Origin of the sequence: Endozoicomonas arenosclerae (genome assembly GCF_001562015.1) — a bacterium.
In the GTDB taxonomy this organism is placed as follows: domain Bacteria; phylum Pseudomonadota; class Gammaproteobacteria; order Pseudomonadales; family Endozoicomonadaceae; genus Endozoicomonas_A; species Endozoicomonas_A arenosclerae.
This window is the reverse complement of sequence record NZ_LASA01000004.1, coordinates 1-16,805: the sequence shown is the minus strand read 5'-3', so window position 1 is coordinate 16,805 and position 16,805 is coordinate 1. Positions and strand designations below refer to the sequence as shown.

Below are 16,805 nucleotides of genomic sequence, written 5' to 3'. Positions count from 1 at the left end.
CCAGCCTTTTGATCCTGTGCCTCGATAAGAATTGATCAGTGGAGACAGGTCGAGCTGGTCAACAACATCCACCACAAAGCGAGCCATATGACCTTCTGGAAGATAATCCTGGATGCTGGCAGGGAAAAGGTCGGGAGTGTTTCGGTCGACCGGTTTGAACTTCCACTTATTCATAGTGCTTTGAGTGTTACTGGTACTGGAATCAGGATTTTACCTGTTTTGCTGGTTAAGTCCGACAGGCTCCTAGGGTGTTACCTGAAATCCTATCAAAACCCGTTCGGGCTGAGCCTGTCAAAGCCCAAACCCCCTTCGACAAGCTCAGGGTGAACGGAGTCCGTATGTCAATCGGTAAGTTATTCGGCGACAAATCCTATGCTATGTCTCTGCTGCGCTTTTGATCTCCTTTTCCAGCACAGCAGACTCCACCCATCCACGGAAATTTTATAACGGACTCAGATTGGCGTAAGCCATCATCAGCCATTTGGCTCCTTCTGAATCAAAATTCACCTGAACTCTGGCCTGACTGCCTTCACCTTCGTAGTTCAGTACGACACCTTCACCAAACACATCGTGATGAACACGCTGGCCCAAACTCAGACCATGATCAGGGGAGGCAGGAGCCTGACGAACAGAGACTGGACGGCTAATTGTGCCTCCCAGGCGAACTTCCTGAAGTAACTCTCCGGGAATTTCCCGAATAAAGCGGGAAGGACGGTTCATGGTGTCATTGCCATAGAGTCTTCGATTCTCAGCGTATGTGAGATAAAGCTTCTCCATGGCTCGAGTAATTCCGACATAACAGAGGCGCCTCTCTTCCTCCAGATTCCCTTCTTCCAGGGACATCTTGTGGGGGAATAAACCTTCTTCCAGCCCAGCCAGAAACACCAGGGGAAACTCCAGACCCTTGGCAGAGTGCAAAGTCATCATCTGAACACTGTCGGTAAACTGATCCGCCTGATTCTCTCCGGCTTCCAGAGCTGCATGAGCAAGAAATGCATCCAGTGGTGACATAGGCTCTGTTTCTTCGTCCAGATCCATGTCTTCAATATCAAACTCACTGCAGGCGGTCACCAGTTCTTCCAGGTTTTCTACCCTGGCCCGGCCTTTTTCACCTTTCTCTTTCTGATGATGCTCTACAAGACCAGAGACGGATATCACATGATCAGCCAGTTCACCCAGATTCAGCTCATCGCCGGAAGCACTGAGACTTTCTATCAGTTCAATAAATTCGCCAAGAGAACGACCTGCTTTACCACCAATAGCACTGGCTGCAACGACATTCTTGATAGCACCCCAAAGACTGGTACCTTGAGTTCTGGCGGTTTCACGAAGCTTTTCTACTGTTTTTTCGCCAATGCCCCGGGTTGGGATATTAATGACTCGTTCCAATGAGGTGTCATCATTGGGTGAGCTGACCAATCTCAGATAGGCCAGGGCATTCTTGATTTCGGCACGTTCGAAGAAACGCTGTCCACCATAAATCCGGTAGGGGATAGAAGCCCTGAGCATCGCTTCTTCAAGAATACGGGACTGAGCGTTGGAGCGATAAAGTATGGCCATATCACTGCGAGCCATTCCCTGCTCCGAAGCTTCTCGGATGCGATCGGTTATAAAGCGAGCCTCATCCATTTCATTGAAGCCCGCGTATAGCTGAATGGCCTCACCTTCATTGCCATCGGTCCACAGCTCTTTACCCAACCTGTCAGGGTTGTTGGCAATCACGGCATTGGCAGCCCGCAAAATATTGCTGGTTGAGCGGTAGTTTTGCTCCAGCCGGATGGTTTCAGCTTTCGGGAAATCTTTAGAGAACTGACGTATGTTCTCAATACGGGCTCCACGCCAGCCATAGATAGACTGGTCATCATCGCCGACAATCATCATTTTGTCCTGATCACCGGTCAATATTCTCAGCCAGGCATACTGGATGGCGTTAGTGTCCTGAAACTCATCCACCAGCACATAACGAAAACGTTCCTGATAGTGCTGAAGAATATCCGGTCTTTTCAGCCAGAGTTCGTGAGAGCGAAGCAACAACTCACCAAAATCGACAACGCCCACCTGATTGCAATACTCATGGTATGCCCGATAAACATCCAGCATGGTCTTCTCAAAAGGGTCGTAACCGGGATCAATGTAGTCTGGTCTCAGTCCTTCGTCTTTCTTGCCATTGATATACCACTGAGCCTGTCGTGGTGGCCATTTCTGTTCATCCAGATTCATTGCTCGCATTAACCGCTTGATCACTCTGAGCTGATCATCGCTGTCCAGAATCTGGAAGTTTTCGGGCAAGCCTGCATCCTGAGAGTGCGCCCTGAGTAATCGATGAGCCAGTCCATGGAAGGTGCCTACCCACATACCACGGGGAGGAATACCCAACAGTTCTTCAATACGACTGCGCATTTCTGCAGCCGCCTTGTTGGTAAACGTCACTGCCATTATGGAGTAGGGCGACATGCCTTCGACCTGAATCAGCCAGGCAATACGGTGTACCAGTACCCGGGTTTTACCACTGCCAGCCCCCGCCAGAACCAGCAGAGAACCAGGAGGACTTGTGACCGCCTGTCGCTGGGCATCGTTCAGGGAGTCAATGATAGGGGTTACGTCCATAGACAGAGTTCTTTCCAACTAAATGATTACAATGCAGCCCGTAGCTCAATAGGAAGCTCAATAGGGAGCTGACCGTTTTAATTGTCTGACAGTGTAACGAATCCTGTTGGTAAGGAGTATTTAAACTGTGACTCAGTGACTTGATAGTCTTCACAACAACACCGAGAATAAGCACCGTTTGAACCCAGAAAATGAAGTGCTGAATGGGTATTCACAGTCAAGAACAGAAGAAGCATATTCGCTTCCCGGCTCGGGAAGTGCCTGTCTATACCCAGAAAACACCTGATACCCAACGACCGGAATCTTCTGTCTCCAAAAGCTCAGAAACAGACCACAAACATTTAGTGGCAGCATCACTGCTATGCCTGATAGGCATGTTTTATGCCTTTCCAGCCAGTTTGAAACCTCTGGGCTTATTGCAATGGGCTACCAGCTTTGCATTGTTCAGCCTGATGACCACTCCTCCTTCATGGCTGAACCTGAAGTGGCTAAAACTCACTGACAACTTGACCATAAAGGCTGCCGGTCTTGGGCTTTTTACCGGAATGGCTCCAGTCTGGACGCTCTCACTGCTAACCACTCAACAACTTTTTATCATTCCTCTGATGCTGATTTCTCTCTCTGCTGTTGCCAGCTTGCTGTTTATCAGAGAAGCGTTGAATGCAGTGGTCTACAGTGTGGGTGTATCGTTGCCTTTTGCCGGTTTTTTCCTGACTAATCAGAAAGATCTGGACCCCATCTGGTTTATTGGATGGGTTCTGGCCTGGGGCTTGATTATGGTCACAGCCCTTTACCGCTCCAGCCATAAAGAAGAAAACAGCTCAGAGACTTCTGACCCACTCAAAGCTGATCTGGTAGAAGCTCTGAAAAACCGTAACCTGGAAGTGCACTTCCAACCCAGATACCAGTTAAAGCAGCAAAAAGTTAGCAAGGTAGAAGCTCTGGTTCGCTGGCAGCACCCCAAACAGGGATACATTGAACCAGAAAAAATCATTACTCTGGCAGAAGAACTGGGGCTTATACACGAGCTGGGTAGACAGGTTCTGACAACGGCCTGCCAGCAGCTGCAACAGTGGCAAAAACAGGGCCTCGATCTGCACGTATCAGTCAACCTCTCTGTCTCTCAACTGATGAGTGATGAACTGTACGACTCTGTTACTGAGATTCTGAAAGAATCCGGTATTAAAGCTACAAACCTTGAATTTGAACTCACCGAGTCACAACCCGTGAACTCAGTCGCCCTGGCAGTGGAAAAGCTGAATGCTCTGAGAAAGCTGGGTATCAGCATCAGTCTGGATGACTTTGGATCTGGCTATGCAACGCACTCCTACCTGAGTGATTTACCCTTGGACATTCTGAAAATAGATCGAAGTCTGATTCAGAATCTGGCAAACGATAAAAAGTGTCAGGTCATCACCGAGTCATCCATATCCATGGCTCACAAGCTCGGCCTGAGCTTTGTTGCAGAAGGTGTCGAGGACCGTAACTCACTGGATCTTTTAGGCACTATTCACTGTGACGAAGTGCAGGGCAACTACGTTTGTCCACCCCTCCCCAGTAGAGAGCTGACACCCAGACTTATCGAAGGTATCTCAATTTAACCTGTACAGTCAGCTGCTTCATGTAGTAAAACTACAAACAGCCTTGAGCCTGAAAGCAAGTCTCCGTGACTTGCCCTTTCTACGATAAGAAGAAAACAAGATATTCAAAAGATGCTTTCCAATGACCCTATTACAGCTGTGAAGCAGGGGTATGGTGCTTTACGTCGCTCAGAGAAAAAAGTAGCTGATCTGGTACTAGCTGACCCTTCCCGCTGTGTAAACTGCAGCATTGCCGAACTGGCCCGTCAGGCTTCAGTGAGTGAGCCGACTGTTGTCAGGTTTTGTCGTGCCATTGGCTGTAATGGCTATCAGGAGTTCAAACTGAAACTGGCCCAGAGTCTTGGTAGCGGATCGCGTTTTGCCGAGCTTAAGCTCGATCGCAAAGACTCCCCTGGAGATATTGCTCAGAAAGTATTCAATGGAACGGTGCGAGAGTTACTGAACGTCAGAGACCTTTTGAATACCGAGCAGCTTCAGCAAGCGATCGAGATTCTGGCCAGAGCCCGCAGGATAGAGTTTTACGGTTTTGGAGCCTCCGGCGCTGTGGCGGAAGATGCCAGACACAAGTTCATTCGTATTCAGCCTTCGACAACCGCTTGCGCGGATCCTCATATCCAACTCATTTCGGCATCCACCATGACAGACAAAGACGTTGTGGTAGCCATATCTCAGTCAGGGCGTTCAAAGGAGCTTCTACAAAGCGTTAAATTAGCTAAAAAACATGGCGCTACGGTTATTGGTATCTGTCCTGAAAATACCCCATTGTCCAAAATTTGCAGTCTGCCCATGGCCGTTGCCGCTGAAGAAAACACAGAACTCTTTACACCTCTCACCTCCAGGATTGCTCATCTGGTTGTTATTGATGTGCTGGCAACGGGTGTTGCCATGCTGAAAGAACCCGACCTGAGTCGCCAGTTAAAGAAAATCAAACACGGGCTTAACAATAGCAGGGTGAATAACTGAATACCTCATAAAGAAACCAGTGACGTTTTTAACACTGATAAGAAAACGGCACTGGTTAACAAGAATCGACTTTATTTAAAGTACTTTTCAGATTCTTAATAAGTTTGAAATATGGAAAAACAAATACCAAGTCGTACAGTTATGCACCAACTTGAAACAAAAACGTCTCTAAATAGCTGTTTGTAGGATATATCTCACAGGCTTTGCCGTTTTTATCCCTTGCTCCACTCCAGCATTTTTCATAACTTCGTAATTGTCAGGAAGCATCATAAAAAACAATAAAAAAACAAAGAGGTGCTGGCATGTCTAACAAAGACACACAACTCAAGAAAGATTATCTTCAGGAAGAAGAAATTAGTCGCGATGATTTACCTAACAGAGGTTCAAAGCGAGCTCTAAAGATTCGAAGAGCCCTGGAAGACAGAGAAGAAACGAAAAAACTCAGCTCTTTCTTCGGTGACAGTTACTGGGGTGATGTCTGACAATCCTTTTTCAGCCCCTTATCCAGGGGCTGATATTTTCCTAGCCATCATACAAACTACTTTCCACTACTTTTCCCAGAACAACCTTTATTTCCCCCAACTTTCTATCTTTGACAAATTCTGGTGGGCTCATGTTCATTGAACTGGTAATAGTGACAGGCTGCTTAATGTGAAAACAATGGCCTTCCTCTGTCGTCAGCTTGTAAGAAGGAAATGCCAGGACAAACCTTAGATTCAAAGAGCCATCTTCACCCTTGTGTATCTGAGTTTCAAACTTTCTTTCCTGAGGAGCGAAAACATGAAACTCACCCAGTTGTTCCTGAGCCATAACTCTCAAGGTATTACCCAAAGGGTTGTAAGGACTCTGGCTCACCAGGTCGGTTAATACTCCTTTCAGAGCATCAGGCTTGCCCTCGCATAATGACAACAGCTGCTTTCTGCATTCTTCTTTAAAGCGTTCATCATTTTCATCCACTGTTTTTGATGAGTCCTGCCTGCATTCGAATTGACAGACTGCGGAGTGAAAACTTAAGCCACTTTTATCAAACAGGGCAAAGTTAGATTTTCTTAAAATATCCGTATCAAATTGTTGTGCGGTTCCATCAGAGTTTAGAGGCCCTGGCTCCATTGAAGCTATCCGATTGGTTGTTTCCCAGTTCACTTCACTGGCCAGGTGCTCTCCTGACAGACTATCCATCTGGCTTCTGTGATACTCAGTTCTCAGGTGAGATTGAAGCTGACTCAATAGCCTCAATACCGGAGTAGAACGATCAAAAAGACTGGCAAGTTGCTGACGAAAAGAACTCATATTCATCATTTTTTCTTTCAAGGATTTTTGATAGTGTCCAGAATCAGACGAATCGATTATCCGGCATAAGCTTTTGGCCAAGACATCGACTGAGACTGAATCCAAAAATGTCGTCAGTTTCAATACATCTGCAATAATTGATTCCTGCTCTGCCTCAGAAAGAGCCCCCCAATTAATTGAATCCAAACCACCTAAAATAGAGTAATAGTGATCCATAGTTCGAGACATCTCCTGATCCACAGCGTCCATCTCTACCACTTCATAACTTTGCTCAAGCATATCCTCATCAGACTTTTGGAGCACATCAGGTAAGTGAATACCTAGACTCTGTTCTGGATTAGAAATATCCGTTTCGGGTTTGTGCTGTAAATCCGATGCAGGATCTTCACAGATATTCCAGAGAGCATCTGTCATCAGTTCCGTGAATTCATCACTGTATGTACTTGTGAAAGTCTCTTCTGAGAGTTCAGCCAGACTCACTTGCCTCTGCGGTTTATCTGGGGAAGTGCCCGTTACAAGACCCGTTAATTGAATACCGGAATCTTCGGAGTCTGTTGCTGTAACCGTATATTGTTTGTATTGACCTACCCAATTTGAAATGCCTTTCCAGAAGCTCTGATAAAAACCTGAATCAGAATTAGCCCCATTTATTTTATCTTTTCCATCCATGTTCCTTATTTCCCTCTATAATCCATTCATCTGGCGGCAGTTCTTACCTATAACTATAGGGATTCGAAGCAATAGAAATATTCCTTCCAGTACATTTGTACTTATTGTTTCATCTTAGGAATGCTTATTTAGCAACCTTTTCTCTTCGGACAATCAATCCGCCCGCCGAGTCCTGAAACTGAATCAGTTTATTTCTTTGTTGCAAAAACAAAGGCATTCGCTGTCAGGATGGTTATAATATAACGTTTCCTTCACATATTACGCAGTTGCCCCTTATGACCCTGTCGATAAAACCAAAGATAATGATCTGGCTGGCTGGCCTTCTGATCTCCTTAGCTCTGCCGGCCTGGAGTAAAGAGCCACCAAAAGTACTGACTTCCATTAAGCCGCTGCAGCTGATTGCTGCATCCATCACAGAGGGAGTCACTTCTGCAGATGTGCTGTTGCCTCCCGGGGCTTCTCCCCACAGTCACAGCATGAAGCCTTCTGATGCCAGAAAGCTGTATGAAGCTGACATTATTTTCTGGGTAGGTCCTGACATGGAAACCTTCCTGGAAAAAACCCTGTCCGGTTCGAAAAAAGCCGTTTCAGTGCCATTGATGCAAGAGAGCAAGCTAAAACTGCTCAAGAGCAGTGAAGGCAAAGAGGAAGTTCATGATCACCACGAAGGAGAGAACGAACACCATCATGGCGAGTACGATGCGCACATCTGGCTGAGTCCTAATAATGCTATTGCGATGGCCAAGACCATGTCTGAAAAGCTGAGCAAGCTGGATCCAGAGCATAAGAAACAGTACAAGGAAAACTATAAGTCTTTCAAAAAATCCGTTCAGGCTGCAGACAAACTGAACAACACCAAGCTGACTAAATTCCATGATCAGCCCATGTTTGTTTTCCATGATGCTTACGGATACCTGCAAAAGCACTATAAGCTGAATGTCGTGGACTATTTTACCATTAACCCTGAACAGCAGCCCGGAGCCAAACACCTGACTCGCTTGCAGGAAAAGCTTAAAAAGGCAGGCAACAGCTGTGTATTCCGTGAGCCTCAGTTCCAGCCAGCTTACATTGACCGAATTACCGGTGGTACTGATGCCAGCGTAGCTGTCCTGGATCCTCTGGCAACAGACATCGCTGTCAGCCCTGATGGTTACAATCAGTTCATAAATGGTCTTGTGGAAAACATTATCACTTGCCTGAAGAACTGACGTTCACTTTAGCCGTCATCAGTCCCCGATGATGCCAGTGTTTATTCGCCATGGGTTGTTCTTATGCTTCGCATTAATGGTTGGTTTAAGCACTGCAACAAAGGCTGATACACAGGTCGTCATGCTGGGAACAGGAACACCTGTTCCCAATGCCGACAGAGCAGGTTCTTCCGTAGCCATAATTTATAACAACCAGGCTTACGTTTTTGATGCCGGTCCTGGCATGGTGCGCAATGCCCTTGTCGCAGCCCAGACGAAAGGCATTGAGGCTCTTTACCCCACCCATATCCAACATCTCTTTCTTACCCACTTGCACAGCGATCACGTGATGGATGTATCAGAGCTGGCATCGACTTACTGGTGGCGGAGAGACAAGCGGCTCAATATTTACGGACCCACAGGCACTCAAACTCTGGTAAACGGTTATTACAAAATGCTGTCTGAAGACATTCATTTGCGTATTAATAGCACCCAGCCTGTTAAGGACCCATCCATGTATCAGGTAAATGTCTCTGAATACAAAAAGGGTGGCTGGTCATTTAAAGACGGTCCTGTCTCTGTGGAAGCCTTTTTGGTTCAACATGGCGATATAGAGCCAGCCTTTGGCTATAAGATCATGACGCCTGACAAATGCATTGTGATCAGCGGCGATACTCGCTATGACGAAAAAATAGCAACTATCGCCAAAGGTGCTGACATACTCATTCATGAAGTTATCAGTGAAGAAGGGCTATCCAGACTCAGCCCTGAATGGCAGAAATATCACAGTAACAGCCATACTCGCAGTGGTGACCTGGCCAAATTAGCGGCAAAGGCAAAGCCCGATCTTTTGATACTGACTCACGTACTCCATTACTCAGCCCCTATCACCAGTGTTCTGAAAGAAGTTCAGGCTGGCTATAAAGGAAAAGTGGTTCTGGCCAATGACCTGGATATTTTTGGCTCTAAAGCCGAAGCCCCAAAAAACTACCAGCCAGGAATGCTGAAACCACCAGAAAAGGGATAAAAGCAGCTAGCAGGGTTACCCACATTTTCAGTCGAGAGCGTTCCAGTCTTTTATTCCATCGCTCTGCCGAAAAAACCTTGTCGTCATCCAGCTCTGAAGACAGGCCACAGCTGGTGCAGGTAACCTGCCACATTTCCGAGTTGCCCACTGCCAATTCAGCCAGTTCAGCCTCACCTAAACAGCAGGGACATTTTTCCAGCTTCATTACGCCTCCTTGCGTTATTCACAGAACAATGACAGCTTTTTCCACACCTTTTAACAGGTTATCCACAGAAAACCCGATTATTCAAGAACTATTGTTTTCCCTTCATCCACAATGACACGATCTTCAAGATGATAACGAAGGCCGCGGGCCAGAACCGTTTTTTCAACGTCTTTGCCCAGCCTGACCATTTCATCCGGTAAATGATTGTGACCTACCCTGATCACATCCTGTTCAATGATGGGCCCGGCATCCAGCTCTTCGGTCACATAATGACAGGTAGCCCCTACCAGTTTTACACCTCGGGCATAAGCCTGATGATAAGGTCTCGCTCCGGCAAAAGAAGGCAGGAAGCTGTGGTGAATATTAATCAGGCGGTTCTTGTAGATATCGCACAGTTGGGGAGGAATAATCTGCATATATCGAGCCAGCACAACTGTATCAACACAATGCTCCTCCAACAGATCTGTCATCTGTTGATAGGCCGCTTGCTTATCATTCTTATCCACAGGAACGTGGTAATAAGGAATACCATGCCATTCAACATAACTTCTCAAGTCGTCGTGATTTGAGATCACGCATGGGATCTCCATATTCAAATCACCACTGCGCCAGCGATAAAGAAGATCCGAAAGACAGTGAGCCTGCTTACTGGCCAGCAAAGCCACCTTATGGGGTGAACCTGAGTCTGTGATCGTCCAGTCCAGAGATAACTCTTCAGCCAGCGCCTGAAAGAGCCCCCTGAACGTATCCAGCTCAAAAGGCAGACTGCCAGCTTTAATCTCATTACGCATATAAAAGCGGCCAGTCACAGGATCAGAGTGATGATTGGCTTCCAGAATCCAGCCACCATGGCTGGCAATGAAATGACTGACAGACGCAACAATGCCGCTGGCATCGGGGCATGAAATCAAAAGGCGATAGGTTCTTATCATAGTTTTCTTACGCTTGGGCTCGCTGAGCCTTACTTCCTGAATCCCTGACATTATAAACATTGAGCAACCCGCGCACACTGCTCTTCAGACTATCTTGGTGAAACAGGTGTAGGATATAAATCAGAGGCTTTCTAAAGGGAGATCCCCAAGCTATGAGACTGAATGAGAACCCTGAAGTATTGCTGATGGGCCACCCTCTGTTATTTCAGGAACAACCTCAGGTAGTCGTTGGCGATATTGCTTCCGATGACTTTCAGCATAACCTTGAAATACTCAAGCAAAAACAGGTCAGCACTCAGGGAGTAGGGCTCGCAGCACCACAATTAGGCTGGTCTGCCCGAGTTCTCAGTGTCGGTATCTCAGAGATCAATCGCTCCAGATATCCACAGGCACCGGATATTCCCTTCCAGTTCTGGATAAACCCTCAAATCAGCGATTTCAGCCAGACCACCTGCTGGACGTGGGAAGCCTGTTTGTCAGTGCCTGGTATGAGAGCATGGATAGAACGCCCGGAAAGCATCACTGTGGCTGGATACAACGAACTAGGGGAAAGGCAGGAGAAAGCATTAACAGGGTTCCCTGCACGGGTCATGCAGCATGAACTGGATCATTTGAATGGAAAGCTGTTCCCGATGAGGGTGGAAGATAAAAGCCTGATTATTCCCAATCTTTCCATTGAACACCAGGAAAGCTGGGCTGAGGGCTGGCCAACAGAGAATGCCCATAAGACCCCCAGAGGCCAGATTTCCCAACATCGTTAGAAAATTTCGTCACCCCCATCAATAAGATGGGTGGTGTCATCCTGATCTCTCAACTCTTCACGGTAGCGGCGACGATTCAGTAATTTGTTCTGAACAGGGTCAGGGAGCTCAGTGAATTGGATTATCTGTTTATCGATCAGCAGATCAATGACATCTTCCAGCACCCGGATAAAGTCCGCATCAGCCGCCTGCATCACCTTGCCACCAATGGCCGGGTTGCGGTGCAGGAAAGCATGAACGGCTTCATCTTCAAGATTGACAAACTCCCACTCGCTGGTGAGCTGTTTGTCTGAAATCGCCTGGATTTCTCCTTTCTCATCCTTGAGAGCGTATAGCATCCTGCTGCTCCTATATCCGTCTGTTTATAGGTAAAGACTGTAGCAGATCCGACATCAGAGCCCGGCTGATATCAAACAGATCATCACCCTGAAGGCCTTCACTGGAGCCGTTCACATTCCAGATCACTTCACCATTACGAATATCGACAACAGCCAGCGCCATAGAGACTTGGGGCCTGCCACTGTCATCGTAGAACCATTCAAAAATTTCTCCGGCTACCGCGAAGCTGATGTCGTTCTGCATAGCCCATTGCTTACCATTCTGGTAACGGTGAGCCCCTTCCAGTGACTTTGACGCAGTGGTGACTTCAGATTCGGGATACAAACGAGCACCTTCAATACCCCGAGAAGGCAGCTGCACCATCAGGATTCTTTCTACCTGAGTGGTCACACTGGTCGCTTCACTGTAATTCACAAACGGCAGAACCGCCCAGTTCGCAGTGCCGGGAAGGCCTTCTCTGTAAAGCCCGGAGGAGGCAGCCGAACCACCCAGGCCTCCAGACTCATTAAAGCCGGTGTACTGACATCCTGTCAGAGCAAGCAAAGCGCTCAAAACAAGAGTCGCGAGTCCAGGCCCTGTTTTATTGAGCATAATCTTTCAGTTCTCCATGGTTCAGCTGTAACCATTGCAAGGCAATGATAGCCGGAGCATTGGAAATACGACCATCTTCCACCATCTGCCAGGCTTCTTCTGCTGCCATCACATGCACCCTGATATCTTCACCTTCTTCCGGCAGTCCGTAAACCCCTCCGGCCGATGAGGCATCTACAATGCCACAGTAAAGCATCAGACGTTCATTGGTAGCCCCGGGACTGACGTAGAAGTTCGATACCGGTAAAAGATGCTTCACCTCACAATCAGCTTCTTCTTTTACTTCCCGTATCGCAACGGATTCCAGAGACTCACCCGGTTCAGAAATACCTGCCACTATCTCCAGTAGCCAGGGATCATCATCACTCATCATGGGGCCAGCCCTAAACTGTTCCACCAGAACAACCTTGTGCAAAGCCGGGTCATAAAGCAGCACACCTACAGAAGGTACCCGCAAGACCACTTCTCGATCCAGAGTCCTGCTCCAACCACCTTCAAAGAGAGCGTGTCTGATTTTATATCGGCATAGCTTGAGGAATCCGGACCAAGCTCGCTCTTCACTCTCAATCCGAACATCGTCGGCTCCCAAACCGGATAATTTCATGGCACACCTTATTGATATAAATGATGCTGAAGAATGTATTCATGAACTGAAGGCAACAAAAGCTTTGCCACAGTTTCTCTGTTGTTATCGTCAGAAGTTCCGGAAACTAACAGCTCTCGTACCTGTGTGCTTCGAATACTCTGCCGCTCATGAGCAGTAAAAACCGGCCACCGGTTTTCAATGTCATCCGACCGATAAAAACGCTGCCAGGTTTCAGGGTCAGCATTATCAGGACCTCTGATAAAACCTAACTGATCATCCGGATACAGGCACTCCAGTCGCTCAAGCAGATCAAAGGTATACACAGGTTGCTTCGGGTGAGCAGCCAGCATGTCATGCTCTATTCCAGAAACTTTCAGCTGGCAGTCAGGTAGCTGAACAGAGTCCACGAATATCTGGCACATGGCCAGACGATGATGGAAAGGCAACATTTGTTTGGCAAAAGCATGAGCAGCACTGGGAACCAGCAAGATCAAATCAAATGCTTCCTGAGCCTGCTGTAAAACATCCAGATGCCCTAGTGTTGGCGGATTAAAGGCCGAGCCGAATATACCTGTTTTCTTAACGGTCATAGTATTGTCAGTTTTAGCGTTCAGCCTGAAGGCTTTTTTCAGCCTCGGCAGTCAATGATACTCCAGAGTAACAGAAGTGGGATTTACGGGAAAAATATCGGAACAGGAAAGAGCAGGCGTTAGTTGGACTACGTATAGTTAACCTGTTAACTACTAATATTATTCATCTTAATAATCAGTATTATCTGTTCCCGTTAATCACTTGCCCTTGTTGAAGCTGAAGACTTTCACTCAACAGGTTTCTGGTTGGTATTTTCTTAAGGTCTGGTATCACCCCTCCTCCTTCCCCCCTCGGTGCCAGGCCTTTTTTATTTCCAGACTACTCCGACACTCAACTCACTCGCAGCATTCTCCAGACATTTATGCATCCAAATGCACGCTTTCAGGCACTTCCACTTCCACAGCCACGGGTAAATGATCTGAAATAGGCAGATTCAACACGCCTACCTGATGCACTTTTAAAGAAGGACTGACCAGAATGTGGTCCAATGATCGACTGGGACGCCAGCTGGGAAACGTATTCAGATCCGAGTGAACAGCATGAAGATCAGTGCCTTTCAACGGAGAATCATTGAGGAGCTGCTCTGCATGGGTATTCATATCTCCCATCAGCACAACATGGTTGTAAGCTCTGACCAGATCACGGATGTAGGAAAGCTGAATATTTCTGGCTCTCTGACTCAAAGCCAGATGCATCATCACCACCACCAGAGGATCCTGAGCTTCACCAAATTGGGCAACAATGGCTCCTCTGCCAGGAATCAGGCCCGGCAGTTTATGATCTTCAAGAATGGTGGGCTTGTAGCGACTCAACAGCCCATTACTGTGCTGCGCCAGTTTGCCAAGATTGCGATTAAGCTGGTGATACCAATAAGGAAACTGACCTTTCAGTGCCAGGTATTCTGTCTGGTTGATAAAGCCGGTCCTCAGGCTGCCACCATCGGCTTCCTGAAGGGCTACCAGATCAAAGTCGGGGAGAACAGCAGCAATCTGGTCCAGTGTTCGAGAACGTCTGGAATTAGGCAACAGGTGTTGCCAGCTGCGGGTGAGGTAATGACGGTATTGCTGGGTATTGATACCCACCTGAATATTAAAACTCAGTAAGCGGATGTGCCCGGGTTTCTGCGATCGAGGTCGGTAGATCAGCTCGCTGCAATGAACTGATCGGGGAGACCTGTCCCTGTGCAAACGAGAAGACAAGGCTCCCTTCAACGTTCTAATTGGCATCAGTGAAACCTGATTTCAGGATGCTGAACAGAAAAATGTTCAGCATCCGTAGTTAAGACGGGTCAGGCTGATTCTCAGCTTTTAGCCTTGGATTCTTCCTTTACCTCAGGCTTAGCCTTGGCAGCACGTTCATCACGAACTTTTTTGATCAGGAAATCGGCGACTGCAGGCATATTGTCCAACCCAACCTTGGGTTCAATTACATATCGGCCATCCACTACCAAAGCTGGAACACCGGTCAACTGATAACCTCTTACCTTGGCTCCACCCTGGTTCATCAGGTTCAGAACCCCGAAAGAATTATAGAAGCTGGCAAACTGCTTGGGATCAATTCCATAACGTTTCTTCAGGAAATCCCCCATAGCGTCTACGTCTCCCAGACGGTTATTTCTATTCTGAACTTCAGAGAAAATGCTGTCATGAATTTCATGTAGCTTTTTCTCACCCGGAATCATGGTTTCCAGGGTGTAGTAAAGCTGTGCGTGGGTCTTCCAGATGTTAGGACCAAAAAAACCAGGTACGCGAACAAAGCGGGTATCTTTTTCCAGAGACGGTTTCCAGCGGTCAACAATAGGCTCCAGCGTGTAGCAGTGCGGGCAGCCATACCAGAAGACTTCCGCCACTTCGATCTGGTCTTTTTTGACAGCAGTCTGAACCTGGTTGGGCAGTACCCGGTAATCCTGACCTTCCTTGTATTTTTCCTGAACAGCCGCCGAAGCACTTAGCGATAAAATCATCGTCAACGGCAAAACCAGAGCCAACCATAAAAATTTAAGTTGTTTTGGCATCTAAATACACTCCAAGGCTTTTATATTGATCTATTTGAGTGACAAGTTAACAGAAGTCTAGGCAGTGAGTCCAAGCATGGGCAACCCCATCAACATCTCTGTCGTAATGAACAGGAAAGATAAGGTATTTTCAAGGCAATTTCCTGCCTAATATCCGACAGTTGACAAACATCCCGACAATGTAAGGGATTTGAAAGCACCCCAACATACATTCATTTATTCCATCGACAGAGCATATCAGTGTGGAGTGGATTTCCACAGATACAAAAAAGCGGTTTGCATCACCACATGCAAACCGCTTTTTCGGAAAGAAAAAGTCTTGTTGACTTCTCCCAGAGCTTCTGCTGATTAACGCAGGCCACTGATGTAGCTGGCCAGAGCATCCACTTCTTTGTTGCTCAGTTTTTCAGCAATAGTTCTCATTATCTTGGTATCACCGTCATTCACACGATCACCTTCACGGAAATCACGCAACTGTTTGGCGGTGTACTGTGCATGCTGACCACTGATCTGTGGGAAGCCTGCCAGAGAATTGCCCTTACCGGTTGGGGAGTGACAAGCTCCACAGGCAGGAATACCTTTCTTCTGATCACCGAAACGGTACAGCTGTTCACCCAGCTCTACCAGTTTAGGATCAGCAACCCCCTGAGGAGCAGGCTGGCTGGCATAAAACGCAGAAATATCTTCAATATCCTGCTCTGTCAGCTTGCCTACAAAAGGCACCATCTCCGGAACACTGCGTTCACCGGATTTGATCTCTGTAATCTGTTTAACCAGATAGCGTTCACCTTGTCCTGCCAGACTGGGGTAATTGGGCGCCAGGCTTACACCTGTTGCTCCATGGCAGGCGGTACAGGTTGCCACTTTGGCTTTACCAGCATTTGCATCCCCCTTCGCAAATGCCACTCCTGTTACCCCCAACGACACTACCAGACCGAAAATAACTTTTTTCATTAACCTGACCCAGCTACGGCACTTGCCATGAGTGACTGTTATTATCCCAACTTTCCCAGTCAGCTGTTCAGCATCTGTTTGTAAAGCCAGATACGGCTCGGTCTTTACAAACATCCTCTTTATTCAGCTAGTTTTTCCGACCTGTGCTCGGCCCTTATTCTGAAAAAGGTGGCTTAAAATGGCTGCATATGCCTCAAAACGACGGCTAGTATATACTGTAATGCTCTTTTCCGGTAGGTCGAGTCTCTTCCAATATGAAATGAGCCTGAAGAAGGGGCTGGTTTCTAACATGAAATGAGCCGACTTCAGCACTGTCGTTCATGATGAGGATATGAAAATCATCATGAACACCCATTTCATCAAAACCCTGGAGGATGTAAGAAGCCTCCTTTCACAAGCAGACTGTCTGGAGCCCGGCTGGGACTCCAAGGACGAATGTTACCGTTGGATTGAGCTAACCCTCAGCCACTTCAAATACCGTTCCCTGA

Annotated in this window: 17 protein-coding genes; 6 read left to right on the top strand and 11 right to left on the bottom strand. The window is 47.3% G+C overall.

What is annotated here, in order from left to right:
* Positions 1 to 441: 441 nt before the first annotated feature.
* Positions 442 to 2,607 carry a DNA helicase II gene (gene uvrD, locus WG89_RS00505; protein ID WP_062260092.1) on the bottom strand — a complete coding sequence of 722 codons (2,166 nt, stop codon included), beginning with the start codon at positions 2,605 to 2,607 and terminating at the stop codon, positions 442 to 444.
* Between the two features lie 203 nt (positions 2,608 to 2,810).
* On the opposite strand from uvrD, the gene WG89_RS00500 reads away from it, so the two are divergent.
* From WG89_RS00500 to WG89_RS00490, 3 genes are all read left to right on the top strand, one after another.
* Positions 2,811 to 4,208 (top strand): EAL domain-containing protein, encoded by a 1,398-nt coding sequence (locus WG89_RS00500; protein WP_062260090.1) that lies wholly within the window; start codon positions 2,811 to 2,813, stop codon positions 4,206 to 4,208.
* 111 nt (positions 4,209 to 4,319) lie between these two features.
* A complete protein-coding gene (locus tag WG89_RS00495) occupies positions 4,320 to 5,171 on the top strand; it encodes a MurR/RpiR family transcriptional regulator (RefSeq protein ID WP_062260089.1) in 852 nt (283 codons plus the stop codon).
* Positions 5,172 to 5,473: 302 nt separating this feature from the next.
* Complete coding sequence (locus WG89_RS00490; protein WP_062260088.1) at positions 5,474 to 5,653, top strand: hypothetical protein; 180 nt, start codon at positions 5,474 to 5,476, stop codon at positions 5,651 to 5,653.
* Positions 5,654 to 5,693: 40 nt separating this feature from the next.
* Here WG89_RS00490 and WG89_RS00485 read toward each other — a convergent pair whose 3' ends face one another.
* Complete coding sequence (locus tag WG89_RS00485) at positions 5,694 to 7,130, bottom strand: hypothetical protein (protein ID WP_062260087.1); 1,437 nt, start codon at positions 7,128 to 7,130, stop codon at positions 5,694 to 5,696.
* A 275-nt stretch (positions 7,131 to 7,405) separates the two neighbouring features.
* Here WG89_RS00485 and znuA point away from each other — a divergent pair, with 275 nt between their 5' ends.
* Entirely contained in the window at positions 7,406 to 8,338 is a 933-nt protein-coding gene (znuA, locus tag WG89_RS00480; RefSeq protein WP_079253584.1) for a zinc ABC transporter substrate-binding protein ZnuA, read from the top strand.
* 121 nt (positions 8,339 to 8,459) lie between these two features.
* Positions 8,460 to 9,344: an MBL fold metallo-hydrolase gene (locus WG89_RS00475; protein ID WP_245662849.1), complete on the top strand. Its 885-nt coding sequence runs from the start codon at positions 8,460 to 8,462 to the stop codon at positions 9,342 to 9,344.
* On the opposite strand, the gene WG89_RS00470 is transcribed toward WG89_RS00475, so the two are convergent.
* Positions 9,283 to 9,549 (bottom strand): Lar family restriction alleviation protein, encoded by a 267-nt coding sequence (locus WG89_RS00470; RefSeq protein WP_062260085.1) that lies wholly within the window; start codon positions 9,547 to 9,549, stop codon positions 9,283 to 9,285. The two genes, WG89_RS00475 and WG89_RS00470, sit on opposite strands and share 62 nt — an antisense overlap.
* A 77-nt stretch (positions 9,550 to 9,626) precedes the next feature.
* Positions 9,627 to 10,481 (bottom strand): formyltetrahydrofolate deformylase, encoded by an 855-nt coding sequence (gene purU / locus WG89_RS00465; RefSeq protein WP_153301334.1) that lies wholly within the window; start codon positions 10,479 to 10,481, stop codon positions 9,627 to 9,629.
* A gap of 152 nt (positions 10,482 to 10,633) precedes the next feature.
* Here purU and WG89_RS00460 point away from each other — a divergent pair, with 152 nt between their 5' ends.
* Entirely contained in the window at positions 10,634 to 11,242 is a 609-nt protein-coding gene (locus WG89_RS00460; protein ID WP_062260082.1) for a peptide deformylase, read from the top strand.
* Here WG89_RS00460 and WG89_RS00455 read toward each other — a convergent pair.
* The 7 genes from WG89_RS00455 to WG89_RS00425 form a co-directional block, all read right to left on the bottom strand.
* Positions 11,239 to 11,580, bottom strand: a complete 342-nt coding sequence (locus WG89_RS00455) for a hypothetical protein (protein WP_062260080.1) — start codon at positions 11,578 to 11,580, stop codon at positions 11,239 to 11,241. The two genes, WG89_RS00460 and WG89_RS00455, sit on opposite strands and share 4 nt — an antisense overlap.
* Positions 11,581 to 11,590: 10 nt before the next feature.
* A complete protein-coding gene (locus WG89_RS00450) occupies positions 11,591 to 12,172 on the bottom strand; it encodes a hypothetical protein (protein WP_062260078.1) in 582 nt (193 codons plus the stop codon).
* Positions 12,162 to 12,776, bottom strand: coding sequence for an NUDIX domain-containing protein (locus WG89_RS00445; protein ID WP_062260076.1), 615 nt, complete (start codon positions 12,774 to 12,776; stop codon positions 12,162 to 12,164). The genes WG89_RS00450 and WG89_RS00445 overlap by 11 nt, the downstream gene beginning before the upstream one ends.
* An 8-nt stretch (positions 12,777 to 12,784) precedes the next feature.
* Entirely contained in the window at positions 12,785 to 13,348 is a 564-nt protein-coding gene (locus WG89_RS00440) for an adenylyltransferase/cytidyltransferase family protein (RefSeq protein ID WP_062260074.1), read from the bottom strand.
* A gap of 360 nt (positions 13,349 to 13,708) precedes the next feature.
* Positions 13,709 to 14,575, bottom strand: a complete 867-nt coding sequence (locus WG89_RS00435; RefSeq protein WP_062260073.1) for an endonuclease/exonuclease/phosphatase family protein — start codon at positions 14,573 to 14,575, stop codon at positions 13,709 to 13,711.
* Between the two features lie 74 nt (positions 14,576 to 14,649).
* Positions 14,650 to 15,363 (bottom strand): thiol:disulfide interchange protein DsbA/DsbL, encoded by a 714-nt coding sequence (locus tag WG89_RS00430; RefSeq protein ID WP_079253583.1) that lies wholly within the window; start codon positions 15,361 to 15,363, stop codon positions 14,650 to 14,652.
* A gap of 348 nt (positions 15,364 to 15,711) precedes the next feature.
* Positions 15,712 to 16,317, bottom strand: a complete 606-nt coding sequence (locus tag WG89_RS00425; protein WP_062260094.1) for a c-type cytochrome — start codon at positions 16,315 to 16,317, stop codon at positions 15,712 to 15,714.
* Between the last annotated feature and the right edge of the window lie 488 nt (positions 16,318 to 16,805).